Source organism: Cedecea sp. B1(4) (genome assembly GCF_059414925.1).
In genome coordinates this window covers 52,787-73,520 of the sequence record NZ_JCAHMZ010000001.1, presented here as the reverse complement: position 1 = coordinate 73,520, position 20,734 = coordinate 52,787, and the positions used below count along the sequence as shown (strand labels likewise).

Below are 20,734 nucleotides of genomic sequence, written 5' to 3'. Positions count from 1 at the left end.
GGCGCAGTGTTGCAATGGTTAATCCCTCGCGGAAGACCAATGTGAGCAAAATCACACAACACAATCTTCCGGCAAGTGAAAAAACTGCCCGATTTCCGACGGCAAGGCAATACGACGGACATGCCCACTGGCGGCCAGTCATTTTACTACCATAACAGCGAGTTACTGTAAGCAGGCATAGCCTGTTATGCTAGCGTCGCCTGCACCGTGCGGAGGATAGCGTCTGCCCGGTAAAACCCGTATCATTGCGCGTTTTGCGTACCATTAAAGTGAACCCCATGACCCAGACATTTATCCCCGGCAAAGATGCCGCCCTGGAAGACTCCATCGCTCGCTTCCAGAAAAAGCTGACCGACCTCGGTTTTAATATCGAAGAAGCCTCCTGGCTTAATCCAGTACCAAACGTTTGGTCGGTGCATATCCGCGACAAAGACAGCGCCCTGTGCTTCACCAACGGTAAAGGTGCGACCAAAAAAGCCGCGCTGGCATCCGCGCTGGGTGAATATTTTGAACGTCTGTCGACTAACTACTTCTTCGCCGACTTCTGGCTGGGCAATACGATTGCGAACGGCCCGTTCGTGCATTACCCGAACGAGAAATGGTTCCCGCTGCCGGAAGATGACCAACTGCCTGAGGGCATCCTCGACGATCGTCTGCGCGCTTTCTACGACCCGGAAAACGAAGTCGGCGCTGGGATGCTGATCGATCTGCAGTCCGGGAACGAAGAGCGCGGTATTTGTGCTCTGCCGTTCACCCGCCAGTCAGATCTGCAAACTGTTTATATCCCGATGAACATCATTGGTAACCTGTACGTCTCCAACGGCATGTCTGCGGGCAACACGGCTAATGAAGCACGGGTCCAGGGTCTGTCTGAAGTCTTCGAGCGTCATATCAAAAACCGCATTATCGCAGAAAGCATCAGCCTGCCAGAGATCCCACAGGATGTGCTGGCCCGCTATCCGGGCGTCGTGGAGTCCATTAAAACGCTTGAAGCTGAAGGTTTCCCTATTTTTGCGTACGACGGTTCTCTGGGCGGTAAGTACCCGGTTATCTGCGTCGTGCTGTTCAATCCGGCCAACGGAACCTGTTTCGCTTCCTTCGGCGCGCACCCTGATTTTGGCGTAGCGCTGGAGCGTACCGTCACCGAGCTGCTGCAGGGGCGCGGTCTGAAAGATCTGGATGTCTTTACGCCGCCAACCTTCGACGATGAAGAAGTCGCTGAACACGCTAACCTGGAAACACACTTCATCGATTCCAGCGGCCTGATTTCCTGGGATATGTTCAAGCAGGATGCAGATTACCCGTTTGCTGACTGGAGCTTTGCTGGCACAACGGAAGAAGAGTTCGCTACGCTGATGGCTATCTTCAAGTCGGAAGATAAAGAAGTGTATATCGCCGACTACGAGCATTTAGACGTTTACGCCTGCCGTATTATCGTCCCAGGCATGTCTGATATTTACCCTGCCGACGACCTGCTGCTGGCCAACAACAGTATGGGCAGCCACCTGCGTGAAACGATTCTTGCGCTGCCGGACAGCGAATGGGAGCAGCAGGACTACCTGGATCTGATTGCTCAACTGGACGACGAAGGCCACGATGACTTTACCCGCGTACGCGAGTTACTGGGCCTGGCAACCGGGAAAGATAACGGCTGGTACACGCTGCGCATTGGCGAGCTGAAAGCCATGCTAGCGCTAGCGGGCGGCGATCTTGAGCAGGCACTGATCTGGACCGAATGGACCATGGAGTTCAACGCTTCCATCTTTAGTCCTGAGCGTGCCAACTACTACCGCTGCCTGCAAACTCTGCTTCTGTTGTCACAGGAAGAAGAGCGTGAGCCTCTGCAATACCTGAACGCTTTCGTCCGTATGTACGGGGCTGAAGCCGTGGATGCCGCCAGCGCGGCAATGAGCGGTGAAGCGGCCTTTTATGGACTGCAGCCAGTGGATAAAGATCTGAAAGCTTTCCCGGCGCATCAGGCGCTGCTGGCCGCGTACGAAAAATTACAGCGCGCTAAAGCCAAATATTGGCAGGTAAAGTAATTTCCTGACAACTTCCTGGTGCGCACTGCACCTTGTCTGAGCTATATTACGGGGCGCTTTTTTGCGCCCCTTTTTATTATTAAAACAATAATAATTTATTATGTAATTTTTTGGTTAACCTCAGGTAAATGGTTATTTTTTGGCTGCGGCGATAATGTTATCAAAATATAAAAATACCCCATTATAATTAACCAATTTCGCGTAAGGGGGATGCTTAATTCAATTTTATCTATAATTATTAAAATTTATTTTTTCGTTTACAATCAATAAAATAAGATGAAAAACAGGTAAACACCTGCTTTTTCAGTGCCTATTAGCTTGGCGAGATATGATCCACATCAATTTTTACTCTATAATGCTTTGTTAGTATCTCCTCGCCGAATTAAATAAGAGAGAGTTAGTGTGAAAGCTGACAACCCTTTTGATCTAGTACTTCCACCAGCGATGGCAAAAATTGCCGAAGATGCTGGCGTCTATAAAGCAACAAAACAACCGCTAACGACCTTTTACTTAGCGATTACCGCCGGCGTCTTCATTTCGATTGCCTTCGTGTTCTACATCACCGCCACCACAGGCACATCCACGATTCCGTTTGGGATTGCCAAGCTGATTGGCGGCACATGCTTCTCACTGGGTTTAATTCTTTGCGTTATCTGCGGTGCTGACCTTTTCACCTCCACCGTGCTTATCGTCGTAGCCAAAGCCAGCGGCCGTATCACTTGGGGCCAGCTACTGCGTAACTGGGCTAACGTCTACATCGGTAACCTGATCGGTGCTCTACTCTTTGTACTGCTGATCTGGCTGTCCGGCATGTATATGACCGCCAACGGCGCATGGGGACTGAATGTCCTGCAAACCGCAGATCATAAAATGCACCACACGTTTGTTGAGGCCGTCTGCCTTGGCATTCTGGCAAACCTGATGGTGTGTCTCGCCGTCTGGATGAGCTACTCCGGCCGCAGCCTGATGGACAAAATGTTTGCTATGATCCTTCCGGTTGCCATGTTTGTTGCCAGCGGCTTTGAGCACAGCATCGCAAATATGTTCATGATCCCGATGGCTATCGTGGTTCGTGACTTTGCCAGCCCGGAATTCTGGACTGCCGTAGGGTCTTCTCCGGAAAGTTTCTCGCATCTGACCGTGCTGAACTTCATCACCGATAACCTGATTCCAGTCACCATCGGAAACATCATCGGCGGAGGTTTACTGGTTGGGTTGACATACTGGGTAATTTATCTGCGCGGTGGCGACAAGCACTAAGCTACGTCAGTACGCAGGTTTAAGAACTCCACATTAAAGGTAGGTGTTACATGTCCGAGCAAAATGAAAAGTTAGCCACAGCCTGGGAAGGTTTTGCTAAAGGCGACTGGCAGAATGAAGTTAACGTCCGTGACTTTATTCAGAAAAACTACACCCCGTACGAGGGTGACGAGTCCTTCCTGGCAGGTGCTACCGACGCAACTACCAAACTGTGGGACAGCGTGATGGAAGGCATCAAACTGGAAAACAGCACTCACGCACCAGTTGACTTCGATACCGACCTCGCGTCTACCATCACCGCTCACGATGCGGGCTACATCAACAAGTCCCTCGAAACTATCGTGGGTCTGCAGACCGATGCTCCTCTGAAACGCGCCATCATTCCTTTCGGCGGCATCAAAATGGTCGAAGGTTCTTGCAAAGTATACGGTCGCGAACTCGACCCAATGCTGAAAAAGATCTTCACCGAATACCGCAAAACCCACAACCAGGGCGTGTTTGACGTTTACACCAAAGACATCCTGAACTGCCGTAAATCCGGTGTTATTACCGGTCTACCGGATGCCTATGGCCGTGGGCGTATCATCGGTGACTACCGTCGCGTTGCGCTGTACGGTATCGACTACCTGATGAAAGACAAATTCGCTCAGTTCAACTCACTGCAAACCAAACTGGAAAACGGTGAAGATCTGGAAGCGACTATCCGTCTGCGTGAAGAAATCTCCGAACAGCACCGCGCGCTGGGTCAGATCAAAGAGATGGCCGCCAAATATGGCTACGACATCTCCGGTCCTGCTACCAACGCTCAGGAAGCTATTCAGTGGACTTACTTCGGCTACCTGGCTGCGGTTAAATCTCAGAACGGCGCTGCAATGTCCTTCGGTCGCGTATCCACCTTCCTGGATGCTTACATCGAGCGCGACATCAAAGCAGGCAAAATTAACGAGCAAGACGCTCAGGAAATGATTGACCACCTGGTCATGAAACTGCGTATGGTTCGCTTCCTGCGTACCCCTGAATATGATGAGCTGTTCTCCGGCGACCCAATCTGGGCAACGGAATCTATCGGCGGTATGGGCGTTGATGGCCGTACTCTGGTGACCAAAAACAGCTTCCGCTTCCTGAACACCCTGTACACCATGGGGCCTTCTCCGGAGCCAAACATCACCATTCTGTGGTCTGAAAAACTGCCACTGAACTTCAAAAAATACGCGGCTAAAGTCTCCATCGATACCTCTTCTCTGCAGTACGAGAATGACGATCTGATGCGTCCTGACTTCAACAACGATGACTACGCTATCGCATGCTGCGTAAGCCCGATGATCGTTGGTAAGCAAATGCAGTTCTTCGGTGCTCGTGCAAACCTGGCGAAAACCATGCTGTACGCTATCAACGGCGGCATCGATGAAAAACTGAAAATGCAGGTTGGTCCTAAAGAAGCACCAATCACTGCCGATGTTCTGGACTACAACAATGTGTTGGATCGTCTGGATCACTTCATGGACTGGCTGGCTAAACAGTACGTTACCGCGCTGAACATCATTCACTACATGCATGATAAATACAGCTACGAAGCGTCTCTGATGGCTCTGCACGACCGTGACGTTGTTCGCACCATGGCTTGTGGTATCGCTGGCCTGTCCGTTGCGGCTGACTCCCTGTCTGCAATCAAATATGCGAAAGTGAAACCTATCCGCGACGAAGACGGTCTGGCTATCGACTTCGAAATCGAAGGTGAATATCCACAGTTCGGTAACAACGATCCTCGCGTAGATGACATCGCCGTTGACCTGGTAGAACGTTTCATGAAGAAAATTCAGAAACTGACCACCTACCGTGGCGCTATCGCGACCCAGTCTGTTCTGACCATCACCTCTAACGTGGTTTATGGTAAGAAAACCGGTAACACCCCAGACGGTCGTCGTGCAGGTACTCCGTTCGGCCCAGGTGCTAACCCAATGCACGGTCGTGACCAGAAAGGTGCCGTTGCCTCTCTGACCTCCGTCGCTAAACTGCCGTTTGCCTACGCGAAAGATGGTATCTCTTATACCTTCTCCATCGTGCCAAACGCGCTGGGTAAAGACGATGACGTGCGTAAAACCAACCTTGCAGGTCTGATGGATGGTTACTTCCACCACGAAGCAAATATCGAAGGTGGTCAGCACCTGAACGTCAACGTAATGAACCGTGAAATGCTGCTGGATGCGATGGAAAACCCTGAGAAATATCCTCAGCTGACCATTCGCGTATCCGGTTATGCCGTTCGTTTCAACTCGCTGACTAAAGAGCAGCAGCAGGACGTTATTACCCGTACCTTCACTCAGTCCATCTAATTCCTTGTCAGACTGAAGAAGCGTACTATATAAAGGCTCCACTCCCGTGGGGCCTTTTTACTCACCTCCCTACCCTCAGCCTGCTTTGCCAGCTATCTATACTCTGGGTATCTGTCAAAACAGACTTAACACAGCCGGCTTGAGCTGTGCACGACACAGGCCCTGGACGGGCCACATCTGGAGAGATCACCGCAATGTCAGCAATCGGACGAATTCACTCTTTTGAATCCTGCGGTACCGTGGACGGCCCCGGTATTCGTTTTATCACCTTCTTTCAGGGCTGCCTGATGCGCTGCCTTTACTGCCACAACCGCGACACCTGGGACACCCACGGTGGCAAAGAAGTGACAGTAGAAGAACTGATGAAAGAAGTTGTTACCTATCGCCACTTCATGAATGCCTCGGGCGGCGGCGTTACCGCATCCGGCGGCGAAGCTATTCTGCAGGCCGAGTTCGTACGTGACTGGTTCCGCGCCTGTCACAAAGAAGGGATTCATACCTGCCTGGACACCAACGGCTTTGTTCGCCGCTACGATCCGGTGATTGATGAGCTGCTGGAGGTCACCGATCTGGTGATGCTCGATCTCAAGCAAATGAACGACGAAATCCACCAAAACCTGGTGGGCGTGTCAAACCACCGCACGCTTGAATTTGCGCAATATCTGTCGAAAAAAGACATTAAAGTGTGGATCCGCTACGTTGTTGTACCGGGCTGGTCTGACGATGACGACTCTGCACATCGACTCGGGGAATTTACCCGCGATATGGGCAACGTTGAAAAAATCGAGCTGCTGCCGTACCACGAGCTGGGCAAACACAAGTGGGTGGCGATGGGCGAAGAATACAAGCTGGATGGCGTGCATCCGCCGAAGAAGGAAACGATGGAGCGGGTGAAAGGTATTCTGGAGCAGTACGGCCATAAAGTGATGTACTGATTCGAACCGTGCTCCCCTCAGTGGGAGCACGTATATTTTTCTTCCGGCTCGCTCACTTCTCAGCAGGGCCTCACATAACTCAACCAGTCACAAACGCCCATGAGATCGGGTCTATAGACGCGGCAAGCTGATTAAGCGTGAGCCACCGGTGTTGGATGATGGCCCGCCTTGCGCAGCAGCATCATCAGGTAAACAAATGAGACGGCGGCCATCATGATAAACAGCACGTTATCAGAGTAGTTTTGCATCAGCAGCGCAGTCACTGTCGGCCCAATTAAGCTCCCGATGGTGTAGCTCAGCAACAGCGCCTGATTCATCGCCACCAACTGATGACGCTCAATCCTTTCGCAAGCCCAGGCCATAGCCACCGGGTAGAGCGTGAAACCAAAAGCCCCCAGAACGAATAGCGCAGGCCCCATGGCGGCGTTGCTGAGCATCGCCAGACAGCCGAGAATCACCACAAACACCTGCACACGCAGCACCAGAAGACGGCCATATTTGTCCGCCAGACGCCCCATAGGCCACTGACCAACAATACCCGCGCTGATCATCAGCGCCATCCAGAAGCCAATACCGGAGTCACTCACGCCCTGATGGTTCAAATACAACGGCATCAGACCATAGAGAGAGCCGAGTACGATACCTGACATAATGCAGCCGTTCACGCCCAGTCGAGCCTGACGCAGACGCAGCATCGGCCAGACCGGAGTGTTATCCCGATGCTCATCCCCGTCGCTCACGATATGGGTAAACAGCAATGGTAGAATAGCGGCCAGCACCAGCGCGGTAGCCCAGGGCAGAACGTTCATCAGCTCAGTAGAAAGCTTGCTGACCATCAGTTGGCCGACCACCATCCCGATGTAGTAAACGGTCATATAAGCCGCCAGCAGACGGCCACGGTTGCGGGAAGTCCCGCTGCACATCAGGGCGCTTTCAACCACAACCCAAATCATGGCGCAGCCCACGCCGGCCACAAAGCGCCAGACCATCCAGCTCCAGAAACCAACCATCAGCCCGAGGCCAATACAGCCCACGGCAAAGATAATGGAGGCAAGATAGTAGCTACGGTTAAACCCGTGACGCTTAATCACCCATCCGGTAATCAATGTCCCGACCAGGTTGCCGGTAAAGTAGGCGGAGCCCACCATCCCGACCTGCCAGGTAGGAAGATTATCGTGAGCCAGCCAAAGCGGGACAAGCGTGTTTAAAACCGCCATCGCCAGAGTCAGCAGCAAAAGCCCGCAAAGCAGGAGCAATACGGGACGGGTATAGGTGGTCATGGGTATCAAACCGTGAGGAAATCAGGAAATTTGTGCGCATCATGCCACCGGTAAATTGATTGTCAATCCAGCAATAATGGGGGGTATGTAGGGTTTGAGCGGGTACGATTTGAAAAACTTATCCTGCTAATAAGTGACCGGAGTCACGTAAATTGTATCTCGCTGTTTTTGATGCGATATAGCGGGAAGCAGGTCAAAATGAGCAATCAAAAATTTCATGGATATTCAGGTGAAATTTTCTTATGCGAGAAGATTAAAAAGCGCGCCCTCAGGCGCGCTTATAACTCGATGAAATGTTAGCTCGCTATCGCCATACCAACCGTCATATGCAACCCGTAGAAAACGCCGCGACCGATAAGTTCACCTGCAATCATCAAGACCATCGCCAGCGTCAGCCAACCGACGCCAGGTCGATAGCCTTTCAGCTGCGGTGCAATCCAGCCGACCAGAGCAATCACCAGCAGAACCATCCGCCCGGCCATCAGCAAACCGTACTCCGGCACCAGCGCAGATGCCTGTTGAATAGAGTTATGCAGCGTAGCCAGTTCCATTCCCTGCATCAGCACAACAACCATGCTAACCAGCAAGGCAAGCAGCGAGACGACAGGCAATATACGCATCCCCCAACCGCTAACCCCGGCTGCAGAAAGCAGCAAATAGCCCAGCAGTGGACCACCGATAAACATCGTCAGGAAGAAGCTCAGCGGCGTCCAGACGCTAAACCAAGTCGGGACCGTGTCGATCAGGTAAACCCGACTCATCATCCAGACAAATACCACGCCCAAAATCATGGTCAGCACGGCCCAGCTTTTACCAAGCGCCTGGGGCATTTTTCCGAGCACGGTAAAAAGCCACCAGAAACCGCCCACCGCAAAAAATACCGAGCCGCTGGCAATTTCATTGCTTAGCGCTGAACTGCCGAGGCGATTAAGGGAGTTGAACGCTCGCAGCGGCGACCCGAGATGCAGAATTGAGGCAATAAAGCCGATGCCCATCAGGATCCACAGCACCACCATCAGCAATTCGGCGCGCTTGCGAACCGCCTTGTCCTTCACACCATACAACAGCGCCAAGGCCATAACGATAAACCCGCCTGCAACGCACTGGCCTAACACCGTAAAGACCATCAGTGGCCATTCATGCCATCCGTTTCCCATCTCACACCTCCTTCGGGTTGGCCAGATAACCGCTGGTATCCCCACTTGGGCGGCTGTTGGCGTTAGGTTTAATCACGATATTTGGTTTTGTGAAGTGCGATGCAGGCAGCGGCGCAATGGCGGCCTGAGTCCCGTACTTTTGGCGTAATTCGTCGACAGGCGCTAAATCCAGCGCTCGCAACGGGCAGGATTCCACACAAATCGGCTTTTTCCCCTCGGCAACGCGCTCATAACAGCCGTCACACTTGGTCATGTGGCCTTTCTCTTCGTTGTACTGCGGCGCACCGTACGGACACGCCATATGGCAGTAGCGGCAGCCGATACAAACCTCTTCGTTCACCACCACAAACCCATCTTCGCGCTTGTGCATGGCACCGCTCGGACAGACCTTAGTACAGGCCGGATCTTCACAGTGGTTACAGGAAATAGAGAGGTAATAAGCAAATACATCCTGATGAAAAACACCGTTATCTTCCTGCCAGTTACCGCCCGCATATTCATAAATGCGGCGATAGCTAACTTCCGGACTCAGGTTCTTAAAATCCTTGCACGCCAGTTCGCAGGTTTTGCAGCCTGTGCAGCGACTGGAGTCGATATAAAAGCCATATTGGGTTGTCATTTACTGCTCCTTACGCCTTTTCAACCTGGACCAGGTTACTGTGGGATGGATTGCCTTTTGCCAGCGGTGACGGGCGCTGGGTGGTCAGCACATTGATGCTGCCCCCGCGGTCGACTTTATTGGCATCGGGGCTATACCAGGCGCCTTCCCCTAAGGCGACAACGCCAGGAATGATGCGTGGCGTGACTTTGGCGCTAATGCGGACTTCCCCGCGGTCGTTAAAAATACGGACTTCATCACCATTGGCGATGCCGCGCTGCTTTGCATCAAGCGGGTTGATCCACATCTCCTGGCGACAGGCAGCCTTCAGCACGTCAACGTTGCCATAGGTCGAGTGCGTCCGCGCTTTGTAATGGAAGCCGGTTAGCTGCAGCGGCCATTTTTCCGCCAGCGGATCGCCGACGTTCTCAAAACCAGCGCTATACACCGGCAACGGGTCGATGACATCCCCTTCCGGCAGTTCCCAGGTGGCGGCAATATCCGCAAGCTGAGCGGAATAGATCTCAATTTTCCCTGACGGCGTCGTTAATGGGTTGGCATGGGGATCTTCACGGAAGGCTTTGTAGGCGACGTGATGCCCTTCCGGGTCACGCTTTTTAAACATCCCCAATTGGCGGAACTCATCAAAGCTCGGCAGCTCAGGGATCGCTTCCTGAGATTGAGCGTACAGGTGACGCATCCAGCCTTCCTGCGTCCGTCCTTCCGTGAAACGCTGCTCCACACCCATACGCTTCGCCAGTTCGGTGGTCATTTCATAGATGGTTTTGCATTCAAAACGCGGCTTGATGGCCTGTTCAGCAAAAATCACATAAGACATGTTGCCGCAGGAAGCATCGAGGCAGAAATCCATCTGCTCAGAGGCCGTGCAATCCGGCAGAAGAATATCGGCGTATTTCGCAGAGGACGTCATATGGTTGTCGATTACCACGATCATTTCGCATTTTTTATCATCCTGCAGAATGTCGTGCGTGCGGTTGATCTGAGAATGCTGGTTAATCAGGCAATTCCCGGCATAGTTCCAGACCATTTTAATCGGTACATCCAGTTTCTCTTTACCACGCACGCCGTCGCGGGTGGCTGTCATCTCCGCGCCGCGTTCGATGGCATCGGTCCACATAAACATGGAAATACTGGTTTGAACCGGGTTTTCCAGCGTAAGCATTCGCACGAACGGCAGGCTATAAGAACCTTCACGCGCCCCGCTGTTGCCCCCGTGAATACCGACGTTACCGGTCAGGATAGAAAGCATGGCGATTGCACGGGAAACCAGCTCGCCGTTAGAGTGACGCTGCGGCCCCCACCCCTGGCTGATAAAGGCCGGTTTAGCACTGCCAATTTCCCGGGCAAGTTTGATAATACGATCGGTCGGAATACCGGTTATCTGCGAAGCCCATTCAGGCGTCTTGGCAACGCCGTCAGCCCCCTGACCGAGGATGTAAGCTTTGTAGTGGCCATTGCGCGGCGCGCCAGCCGGAAGCGTTTTTTCATCATAGCCAACGCAATATTTGTCCAGAAAGGCCTGATCTACGAGGTTTTCGTCAATCATGACCCACGCCAGCGCGGAAATCAGCGCCGCATCCGTGCCAGGGCGAATAGGGATCCACTCGTCTTCCCGGCCTGCGCCGGTGTCGGTGTAACGTGGGTCAATAATGATCATTCGGGCATTGGACTTTTGGCGAGCCTGCTCGAGGTAATAAGTTACCCCGCCACCGCTCATCCTCGTTTCGCCCGGATTATTGCCGAACAGCACCACCAGCTTGCTGTTTTCAATATCGGATGGGCTGTTGCCGTCCGCCCAGCCGCCGTAGGTATAATTCAGACCGGCGGCAATCTGTGCGGTGGAATAGTCCCCGTAATGATTGAGGTAGCCCCCGCAGCAGTTCATCAGGCGAGCAATCAGCGTAGAACCCGGCGGCCAGGAACGCGTCATGGTGCCACCCAGCGTACCGGTACCGTAGTTCAGATAAATAGCTTCGTTACCATGCTCTTTAATGATGCTCTGCATGCTGTGGGCAATGGTATCAAACGCTTCATCCCAGCTAATGCGCTCGAACTTCCCTTCGCCACGCGCGCCAACGCGTTTCATCGGGTATTTCAGGCGATCAGCATTATAGACCCGTCGGCGCATAGAGCGACCACGCAGGCAGGCCCGAACCTGGTGTAAACCTTCATAATCGTCATTGCCGGTGTTATCGGTTTCGACATATTTAATTTCGCCATCCACCACATGCATACGCAACGGGCAGCGGCTGCCACAGTTCACCGTGCAGGCGCTCCAGACCACTTTTTCACTGCTACCGGGATTAACGGTTTTAGCGGCAAAAGCGAGCCGGGAGAAGGGGAGTGAGAAGGCGCTAGTTGCAGCAGCTAAACCACCGATTGCCGTGGTTTGGACCAGCTTACGACGGCTGACCTCTGCCGCGAGGATCGCGTTAGGGGTTTTATCAGTCATAGTGACCTACTTGTTTTGCTCACAGTTGAAATAAGCCGACAGCGGTCACGCGGGTTGAGAGCCCACATTCCGTTGCACAGCTAAAGGGTGAAAGGGGTGTCCGGTTTATTTTTATTGAAGGATTGACCTGGCCGCGTCACGCCTTGTGAAGCACGGCCGTCAAATGATGATTAGATGGAAGTTTTAATTGAACAATCATCACCCGCTTCCGGTGAGCAATAATACTTCTTTGGGAGTAGGGGTTATTGTCTGGTATCAAGAAAGGCGGTGTTGACGTAAAACCTCGGAATTAGGGTATAAAAAAAGCGCCCTGAGGCGCTTTTTCAATGCATCACAAACGGCGGATTACCCGATGTATTCCAGGCCATTCATGTAAGGACGCAGCACTTCTGGTACCTGAATGCGGCCATCAGCCTGCTGGTAGTTTTCCAGGACGGCGACCAGAGTACGGCCAACTGCCAGACCAGAACCGTTCAGGGTGTGAACCAGGCGAGTTTTCTTGTCTGCTTTACTGCGGCAGCGGGCCTGCAGGCGGCGAGCCTGGAAGTCCCAGCAGTTGGAGCAGGAAGAGATCTCACGGTACGTATCCTGTGCCGGCAGCCAGACTTCCAGATCGTAAGTTTTGCGCGCACCGAAACCGATATCACCGCTGCAAAGCAGCACTTTACGGTATGGCAGACCCAACAGTTGCAGAACCTTCTCCGCATGGCCGGTCATCTCTTCGAGCGCGTCCATAGAGTCTTCAGGGCGAACGATCTGCACCATCTCAACTTTATCGAACTGGTGCATACGAATCAGCCCGCGAGTATCACGGCCATAGGAACCAGCTTCAGAGCGGAAGCACGGCGTGTGCGCAGTCAGCTTCAGCGGCAGGGAATCTTCGTCGATGATCTCGTCGCGAACCAGGTTGGTCAGCGGCACTTCTGCGGTAGGGATCAGCGCATAGTTACTGCTGTCTGCTTCTTCTTCCAATGGACGGGTATGGAACAGGTCACCGCCAAATTTAGGTAGCTGGCCGGTACCGTACAGCGTGTCCTGGTTAACCAGATACGGAACATAGTTTTCCATGTAACCGTGCTGCTCGGTGTGCAGATCCAGCATAAACTGGCTCAGCGCACGGTGCATACGCGCCACCTGCCCCTGCATTACTACAAAACGGGAACCGGTCAGTTTCACCGCCGCAGCGAAATCCAGGCCTTTTGCCATTTCGCCCAGGGTTACGTGATCGCGCACTTCGAAATCAAATTTACGCGGTTCGCCCCAGCGGCTGACTTCGACGTTTTCGCTGTCGTCTTTGCCCAATGGCACGCAGTCATCAGGAATGTTTGGCAGCGTCAGCGAGATATCGCGAATTTCTGCCAGCAGAGAATCAAGCTCGTTTTTCGCTGCATCCAGCTCTTCGCCCAGCTGGTTAACCTGCAGGCGCAGCGGCTCAATGTCTTCTCCGCGCGCTTTCGCCTGGCCGATGGATTTCGATCGCGAGTTACGTTCAGCCTGCAGATTTTCCGTTTTGACCTGCAGTACTTTACGACGCTCTTCCAGAGAGCGCAGCGTGTCTACATCCAGCTTAAAGCCCCGGCGTGCCAGTTTTTCAGCGACTGCGTCTGGCTCTGTACGCAGCAGATTGGGATCGAGCATGCTTATCCTGTGCTTATCGAATTGAATTTATAGGAGTACGGCCACAGCCTGCGGCCGCTTTGATAGTCTTGCTAACCTTACCGCAACGCCTGCATTAGCGGTAGCGTTTTGTGGGGCTTTTCTGATCCTGCTCGGTCAGCCAGGCTAGCTTTTCGCCAATCTTACCTTCCAGACCTCTGTTGGTCGGCCGATAGTAGCGAGTTTGCGCCATTTCAGGTGGGAAATAGTCTTCCCCGGCGGCATAGGCATTGGGCTCGTCATGGGCGTAACGGTATTCCTGGCCGTAGCCCATTTCTTTCATTAATTTCGTTGGGGCGTTACGCAGATGGACGGGCACGTCATAATCGGGACGTTCGCGCGCATCCGCCATTGCAGCTTTGAACGCGGTATAAACGGCGTTACTTTTCGGGGCGCAGGCCAGATAAACAATCGCCTGAGCAATAGCCCTCTCCCCTTCCGCTGGCCCTACGCGGGTGAAGCAATCCCAGGCGGCAATGGCCACCTGCATACCTCTGGGATCCGCGTTACCAATGTCTTCAGAGGCAATCGCCAGTAAGCGCCGCGCAACGTAGAGCGGATCGCCACCTGCACTAATAATACGCGCGTACCAGTAAAGAGCGGCATCCGGGGCAGAACCGCGAATTGATTTATGTACCGCTGAAATTAGATCGTAAAAACGATCGCCTTTATTATCGAAACGCGCACTGCGTTCACCAGCAATCTCCGTTAGCAATTGGGTTTGCAAAATCCGGTTGCCGCTGGCGTCAATTTCAGCCATATCCGCCATCATTTCGAGCGTATTTAACGCCCGGCGCGCATCGCCGTTTACCAGCTCGGCAATGGCTTTACGCGTTTCGTCCGGCAGGATGATATTTTGCCCGCCGTAGCCCCTGGCTTTATCGTTCATCGCCTGATCGAGCACCAGCTCAATATCCGCCACGGTCAGTGATTTCAGTAGATACACGCGGGCACGGGAAAGCAGCGCCGAGTTCAGCTCAAAAGAAGGGTTTTCGGTTGTCGCACCAATAAAAGTAATGGTGCCGTCTTCAATATGCGGCAGGAAGGCATCCTGCTGGCTTTTGTTGAAGCGGTGAACTTCGTCGACAAAAAGAATGGTGCGGCGCCCGGCATTGCGGTTCTGCCGCGCACGTTCTATTGCCTCACGAATATCTTTCACGCCTGAGGTTACCGCAGAAATACGTTCAACATCCGCGCTGGCATAGCGAGCAATCACTTCGGCGAGGGTTGTTTTACCGGTGCCCGGCGGCCCCCAAAGAATCATGGAATGCAGATGACCTGCTTCAATGGCTCGGGGCAGCGGTTTTCCATCAGCCAGCAGATGCTGCTGGCCGATGTACTGTGTCAGATTTTCTGGCCGCATACGCGCGGCCAGCGGCTGGAAGGTATTCTCTGAAAAATCGAGCGACAGATTGCTCACTCAAGCCTCTACTTACGTTGGTCGTCCACCGTGACGCCTTTTGGCGGGGTGAACGTAAACTTACCGGCATCCACTGCACCGTTTTGCTGAGCCTTCAAAGTATAGCTGCTACGCTGGTCATCCTGCTCTACTGCGCTGAACTGATGGATAGTGCCGTCTCGGCCGACGTTGATGGTGAATTGCTTCAGGTTACCCGAGCTGCTTTTTGGCGTCAGCACGAAGTCATCGCCGCTTTGCTTGATGTTGTATTGCTTCCAGTCGCTGGACTGGTTGCGGGCAATCAGCATAAACGGCGTATTGCTGGTGGCGTCTTTTAGCCAGGTAGCCGTAACCTGCTCAACAAACGGGTTGTAGAACCACAGGGTTTTACCGTCGGAAACGAGAATGCTTTCATCGGGCTGAGTCATGTGCCAGTTGAACAGGTTTGGGCGCTTAACCCACAGATCCCCCTGGCCTTCCTGCACGGCAGCGCCGCTACCATCGGTGACTTTCTGGGTGAAGCTGGCGTGGAAGCTGCCAACTTTATCAAGGCGGCCCTGCAAATCCCCGGCTGCGTCAGCCCAGGCTCCGGTTGCGGTCAGGCCAGCTAACAGCGCGCAGGTCATTACGATTTTTTTCATTATGTTCCCTCTGGATTCATTGACCACCTGATGATGGCGCTTCTGCTGCTCACTCTAGTGAAGTCTTCGGCTACCGCAACAGAAGAATAAGCTGATTTTCCGGTAATTTACCCATCTTTGCAAAAAGAGCCGCAGGCGCGGCTCTTTTTTGTTCAATGGACTAGCGCTCGGTCGGATTACTCAAACTGAGGTGGCGCAAGAACCTCTCGGTTACCGTTATGCCCCTGTGGGCTCACGATCCCCTGCGCTTCCATTTGCTCCACGATTCTCGCGGCTCGGTTGTAGCCGATACGGAACTGGCGCTGCACGCCGGAGATGGATGCTTTGCGTTTCTCTACCACGAAAGCGACAGCCTGATCGAACAGCGGATCCAGCTCTTCGTCACCGTCCATCCCGCCGCCTACGCCGTCACCGCTGCCTTCATCATCGGTAATGCCGGTGATGTACTGCGGACGGCCACGTGCTTTCCAGTCCTGTACCACCGCATGCACTTCTTCATCACGCACAAAGGCACCGTGCACACGAATCGGCGTCGTGGAGTTTGGTGCAGAATAAAGCATATCCCCCATACCAAGCAGTGATTCCGCGCCGCCCTGATCCAGGATAGTGCGTGAGTCAATTTTGCTCGACACCGTAAACGCGATACGGGTTGGGATGTTAGCTTTAATCAGGCCGGTAATGACGTCAACCGATGGACGCTGGGTTGCAAGGACAAGGTGAATACCTGCGGCGCGCGCTTTCTGTGCGAGGCGGGCGATCAGCTCTTCTACTTTTTTGCCTACCGTCATCATCAGGTCGGCAAATTCATCCACCAGCACCACGATATACGGCAGTTTCTCCAGCATCGGGTGGCTCACTTCCATGCTGTCACCAGGTTTCCAGAACGGGTCAGGGATTGGGCGCCCCATGCGCTCAGCTTCCAGCACGCGTTCATTGTAGCCCGCAAGGTTTCGCACGCCCAGCGCGGACATCAGCTTATAGCGGCGCTCCATCTCGTTCACGCTCCAGCGCAGCGCATTCGCCGCGTCTTTCATATCCGTAACCACTTCGGTCAACAGATGTGGAATGCCTTCATACACCGACAGCTCAAGCATTTTCGGGTCGATCATAATGAAGCGAACATCTTCCGGCGTTGCTTTATACAACATGCTGATGATCATGGCGTTTACGCCAACCGACTTACCGGATCCCGTTGTACCGGCTACCAGCAAGTGAGGCATTTTCGCCAGGTCTGCAACGACAGGCTCACCGCCGATGTCTTTACCCAGAACCACGGTCAACGGAGAGCCGTTGTCGCGGAATTTAGCGCAGTCGAGCACTTCACGCAGATAAACGGTCTGGCGCTTTTTGTTAGGCAACTCAAGGCCTACGTAAGGTTTACCCGGAATAACCTCAACCACACGCACGGCGACGGTGGAGAGCGAACGCGCCAGGTCGCGGGAAAGGTTAGAGATGCGGGCAGCCTTCACACCCGGAGCCAAATCCAGCTCGAAGCGGGTAATGACTGGGCCAGGGGAATAATCCACTACATCCGCTTTAATGCGGTAATCCGCCAGACGCGCTTCAACCAGGCGCGCCATCTGCTCCATTGCAAAGGTATCTACCGGTTCAACCTCAGTTGGAGGAGAAGTCAGTAGATCCAACGACGGCAGCGGCGTGGTCGGTTTCTGAAGCGGGCGGTCGTCACCGTTGCGCATCAAGAACGGGTGGATCAGGCTCTCTTTTGGCTCTGGCGCAGCAGGCTGCTGCTGAGCCGCCTGAGCATATTGAGAAGGCTGTGCCGCGGGTTGACTGTGCTGAACTAGCTGCGGGGCCGGTTCAAAGCTCGGGGTAAACAGCGGCTCGCTCGGCGTATCATCCACCAGTTCCTTCAACGATGACTGGAAATCAAAGTCGTCAAGAGAGAACGGCGCATTATTCTGCTGTGGCTGCTCGCTATAGCGCTGTTGCTGCTGTGAGGCAAACTGACGCGCAAGTTCCGCCTCTTCCGCCTCGGCCTGCTGTTCTTCAGACCAGCTTTCGTCTTCGTACTCTTCGCCATAGCGCTGCTGTTGCTGGGCTGCAAACTGGCGGGCCAGTTCGTGCTGCTGCAGCGCATCGCCTTCATCGCCGTAATCGTCTTCAGACTGCTGGTTCTCGGCGAGTCTCGCCTGCTCTTCTGCCATTCGCTGGGAAGGCAGTTTTATGCCATAGGACGCCAGTTCACGACGAGTCGGAACGCGTACCCGGTTTGGACGTGGCAGTTGAGGGCCAATACCTTCTTTTACCTGAGGACGTGGCGCATCGCTGGCGATACTGAACACGGGTGAAAATGCTGCCGCTGCAGCACCAGTTTTTACTGCCTGCTGAATGCCAGATGCAGTCTGCGTTATATCCGGCACTGGCATTTCTGGTGCCAATAACGGCGTGGAAGCGGGCGCAGATGTCGGTATCAAAGGTTGAACCGGTTCCGGGCTAGCGGGTTTTACTGGCGCATAGCTGTAAGGATCAGGCTTTGGCTCATTGACTGGTTGATACCACGCCGCAAGCTGTTCACGTTCCCGGGCTCGCTTCTCTTCCACTTCTTCAAAGTGGTACATCGGCGGGCGAACGTATTTCACCTCTTCTACCGGCTCAGGCACGGACTGTGGTTCAACGGCTGGCTGAGCCACTGGCACAACGGGTTCAGACCAGCTTTGATGCGTCTCAGGCACAACCTGCTGTTGTATGCTTGCCGGGTGCGGCGACGTGTAATGATCCGGGGCAGGCGCAATAACCGGTTCTGGCGTGACCGTTGTCGGTGCCGGTTCCCAGGCAATCGCTGGGGCAGCAAGCTCAGCGTCAACGGCAGGTGCCGGTGTTGATACTGGAGGCATTGAAGCAACCGGCGGTACCGGTGCAGCCCACGACTGGTGAACGGTTGTTGCCGCGGCAGCCGCTGCAATAGGCTCAACGGCAGAGTGTCCACTGAACAGCGGATCGTATTCCTGATCTTCTGGCAAAGTCGCTTTATGCCCGGAGAACAGCACATCGTTCGGATCTGCTTCTACACCACGAGCGCTGAACAACACATCGTCTTCAGCGTCATCCATACGCTTGCCGGAGAACAACGCCGCATCCGTTTTGCGACCATTAGGATTAGCAAACTTCTGCGATAAGCGCTGCTTACGCGCAAGCGCCCCGCGTAAAATACGCGCCCGCCGAGATTCGCGTTTCTCAGCAGAAACCTGCGGCGCTTCGTCTTCGTCATGCTCTTCTTCGTATTCGTCCTCATCCTGCCAGGTGTTATCCCGGCGGGTGCGGTTGCTGGCAAAAGTCAGCACGGTCAGCACCGCGCTGCCAAGTTTCTCAGCAATGCTGACCCAGGACCAGCCGGTGAACAGCGTCAGACCAGCAGCCCAAACGCAAAGCAGCGCAATTGTGCCGCCGCTGCTGTTCAACAGCGGCATCATAGCGGTGCTAAGCAAGCTACCCAGCACGCCGCCCGAAGCGAAGTACCAAATATCGTCCGCATTGATGGCCGCCAGGCCACAAGAGGTCAGCACCATCGCAAGTACGCCGATCAGGCGCAGTGAAACGGCAAAATAATCGATGAATTCTTCACTGTCGCGCTGGCGCCAGGTGAACCAGCAGCCCCCGATGATAATCACCGGAATGGTGTAGGCCATCACGCCAAAAATGAAGAACAGCGTATCAGCAAACCACGCTCCCGGCGCACCACCTAGATTATGGATGGGCTCATGCCACGCGGTTTGCGACCAGCTAGGGTCTGAGGGGTTAAAGCTTAGCAAGGCAGCCATCAAATAGATGGCGAATAAGGCAACAAGGATCAGCAACGCCTCGAGTAAACGGCGCCCGCTGCTCAGTTTCCGCAATGTTACTTCTTTATCTTCGGTATATTCCTGGCTCAAGAAAGGCTCTCCAGGTCCTTAAACTCAATGGAGACAACAGCACCGGCGGCCTGCCGGAGCTGTTGCTGTATGGATTCCCAGGAGTGTAACCAAAATACGCCAATTTTGCACCTGGCCCGTATTAACGGGTCTTAATGACCAAACGGTTACTCTGTTTGACCTCTTCCATGACAACATAAGTACGGGTGTCGTTCACGCCCGGCAGACGCAGCAGGGTCTCACCTAAGAGTTTACGATACGCCGACATATCCGGCACGCGTGTTTTCAACAGGTAGTCGAAATCACCGGATACGAGATGACACTCTTGAATTTCTTCAAGTTTCTGCACTGCGGCGTTAAATTGCTCAAACACATCCGGGGCGCCACGATTCAGAGTAATCTCAACAAATACCAGCAGCGAGGCATCCAGATAATGCGGGTTTAACAGCGCCGTATAGCCCTGAATAAAACCCTGACGTTCCAGACGACGAACGCGCTCAAGGCACGGCGTCGGCGAAAGCCCAACACGCTTTGAAAGCTCAACGTTAGAAATGCGCCCATCCTTTTGCAATTCGTTGAGAATATTGCGATCGATACGGTCGAGATCTTTGCCCGGGCGCTTCTTGCTATCTACCATTATTATTGTCTCTCTCTATTCCTTCCTTCACCTGCCATAACCCTGGTGACGTCAATGTTCAGGGTGTACGTGAGAAGACCGATGCCTTGCGGCTGCTATCGACATCACGCATAGCGTCTGTCCACGTCATGCGTAAATTTCAATAACTCGGTAAATTTGCATCAGGTTTGCGCGAGAGCACGCGGCTTCCACATCACCAAATGTTTTTCTTCCTCGAATGTTTTCGCAAATGCTTAGGGGATTGTCAAAGCAAAACATCTATTTTTAGTGGAACGTGCCAGATATTCCTTTTGGCTGATGATTATTCATCATTTTCGCACCGTGATTACCGTGCTATTACAATGATTATTTATGCACATGACGGCAATATTCATTGGGCTTATAGGCAGCATCAATGACACACATCGTTAACAACATTGCTGCACTCTTTTTTTAATGCAACGAATTCCCTACA

General features: G+C 53.5%; 13 protein-coding genes. 4 read left to right on the top strand and 9 right to left on the bottom strand.

Going from position 1 to position 20,734, the window contains the following annotated elements:
* Positions 1-278 precede the first annotated feature (278 nt).
* The 4 genes from ycaO to pflA all read left to right on the top strand — a co-directional run bounded on the left by ycaO (position 279) and on the right by pflA (position 6,570).
* Positions 279-2,042: a 30S ribosomal protein S12 methylthiotransferase accessory factor YcaO gene (gene ycaO / locus ACR6JA_RS00325; RefSeq protein WP_494493301.1), complete on the top strand. Its 1,764-nt coding sequence runs from the start codon at positions 279-281 to the stop codon at positions 2,040-2,042.
* Between the two features lie 402 nt (positions 2,043-2,444).
* Positions 2,445-3,302 carry a formate transporter FocA gene (gene focA / locus ACR6JA_RS00320; protein WP_039301559.1) on the top strand — a complete coding sequence of 286 codons (858 nt, stop codon included), beginning with the start codon at positions 2,445-2,447 and terminating at the stop codon, positions 3,300-3,302.
* 50 nt (positions 3,303-3,352) lie between these two features.
* Positions 3,353-5,635, top strand: coding sequence for a formate C-acetyltransferase (gene pflB, locus ACR6JA_RS00315; protein ID WP_494493300.1), 2,283 nt, complete (start codon positions 3,353-3,355; stop codon positions 5,633-5,635).
* A gap of 194 nt (positions 5,636-5,829) precedes the next feature.
* Complete coding sequence (pflA, locus tag ACR6JA_RS00310) at positions 5,830-6,570, top strand: pyruvate formate lyase 1-activating protein (protein ID WP_213715955.1); 741 nt, start codon at positions 5,830-5,832, stop codon at positions 6,568-6,570.
* 131 nt (positions 6,571-6,701) lie between these two features.
* Here the strand turns inward: pflA and ACR6JA_RS00305 are convergent, their stop codons facing one another.
* The 9 genes from ACR6JA_RS00305 to lrp form a co-directional block, all read right to left on the bottom strand.
* A complete protein-coding gene (locus tag ACR6JA_RS00305) occupies positions 6,702-7,850 on the bottom strand; it encodes an MFS transporter (protein ID WP_008461162.1) in 1,149 nt (382 codons plus the stop codon).
* 296 nt (positions 7,851-8,146) lie between these two features.
* On the bottom strand, positions 8,147-9,007 hold the full coding sequence (locus ACR6JA_RS00300) for a dimethyl sulfoxide reductase anchor subunit family protein (protein ID WP_213715957.1): 861 nt from the start codon (positions 9,005-9,007) through the stop codon (positions 8,147-8,149).
* Between the two features lies 1 nt (position 9,008).
* Positions 9,009-9,626, bottom strand: a complete 618-nt coding sequence (locus ACR6JA_RS00295) for a DMSO/selenate family reductase complex B subunit (protein WP_213715958.1) — start codon at positions 9,624-9,626, stop codon at positions 9,009-9,011.
* 10 nt (positions 9,627-9,636) lie between these two features.
* Entirely contained in the window at positions 9,637-12,078 is a 2,442-nt protein-coding gene (gene dmsA, locus ACR6JA_RS00290; RefSeq protein WP_494493299.1) for a dimethylsulfoxide reductase subunit A, read from the bottom strand.
* A gap of 345 nt (positions 12,079-12,423) precedes the next feature.
* Positions 12,424-13,716, bottom strand: a complete 1,293-nt coding sequence (gene serS / locus ACR6JA_RS00285; protein WP_008461154.1) for a serine--tRNA ligase — start codon at positions 13,714-13,716, stop codon at positions 12,424-12,426.
* A gap of 94 nt (positions 13,717-13,810) precedes the next feature.
* Positions 13,811-15,154, bottom strand: coding sequence for a replication-associated recombination protein A (locus tag ACR6JA_RS00280; RefSeq protein WP_213715960.1), 1,344 nt, complete (start codon positions 15,152-15,154; stop codon positions 13,811-13,813).
* An 8-nt stretch (positions 15,155-15,162) separates the two neighbouring features.
* Positions 15,163-15,774, bottom strand: a complete 612-nt coding sequence (lolA, locus tag ACR6JA_RS00275) for an outer membrane lipoprotein periplasmic chaperone LolA (RefSeq protein WP_494493298.1) — start codon at positions 15,772-15,774, stop codon at positions 15,163-15,165.
* Positions 15,775-15,950: 176 nt separating this feature from the next.
* Positions 15,951-19,664, bottom strand: coding sequence for a DNA translocase FtsK 4TM domain-containing protein (locus ACR6JA_RS00270; RefSeq protein ID WP_494493297.1), 3,714 nt, complete (start codon positions 19,662-19,664; stop codon positions 15,951-15,953).
* A 121-nt stretch (positions 19,665-19,785) separates the two neighbouring features.
* Entirely contained in the window at positions 19,786-20,280 is a 495-nt protein-coding gene (lrp, locus tag ACR6JA_RS00265; RefSeq protein ID WP_000228469.1) for a leucine-responsive transcriptional regulator Lrp, read from the bottom strand.
* Positions 20,281-20,734: the final 454 nt, after the last annotated feature.

Bases quoted from the DNA above. Each gene is read 5' to 3' on its own strand.
- ycaO (WP_494493301.1), top strand. From the start codon at position 279: ATGACCCAGACATTTATCCCCGGCAAAGATGCCGCCCTGGAAGACTCC.
- pflB (WP_494493300.1), top strand. From the start codon at position 3,353: ATGTCCGAGCAAAATGAAAAGTTAGCCACAGCCTGGGAAGGTTTTGCT.
- pflA (WP_213715955.1), top strand. From the start codon at position 5,830: ATGTCAGCAATCGGACGAATTCACTCTTTTGAATCCTGCGGTACCGTG.
- ACR6JA_RS00305 (WP_008461162.1), bottom strand. From the start codon at position 7,850: ATGACCACCTATACCCGTCCCGTATTGCTCCTGCTTTGCGGGCTTTTG.
- ACR6JA_RS00300 (WP_213715957.1), bottom strand. From the start codon at position 9,007: ATGGGAAACGGATGGCATGAATGGCCACTGATGGTCTTTACGGTGTTA.
- ACR6JA_RS00295 (WP_213715958.1), bottom strand. From the start codon at position 9,626: ATGACAACCCAATATGGCTTTTATATCGACTCCAGTCGCTGCACAGGC.
- dmsA (WP_494493299.1), bottom strand. From the start codon at position 12,078: ATGACTGATAAAACCCCTAACGCGATCCTCGCGGCAGAGGTCAGCCGT.
- serS (WP_008461154.1), bottom strand. From the start codon at position 13,716: ATGCTCGATCCCAATCTGCTGCGTACAGAGCCAGACGCAGTCGCTGAA.
- lolA (WP_494493298.1), bottom strand. From the start codon at position 15,774: ATGAAAAAAATCGTAATGACCTGCGCGCTGTTAGCTGGCCTGACCGCA.
- lrp (WP_000228469.1), bottom strand. From the start codon at position 20,280: ATGGTAGATAGCAAGAAGCGCCCGGGCAAAGATCTCGACCGTATCGAT.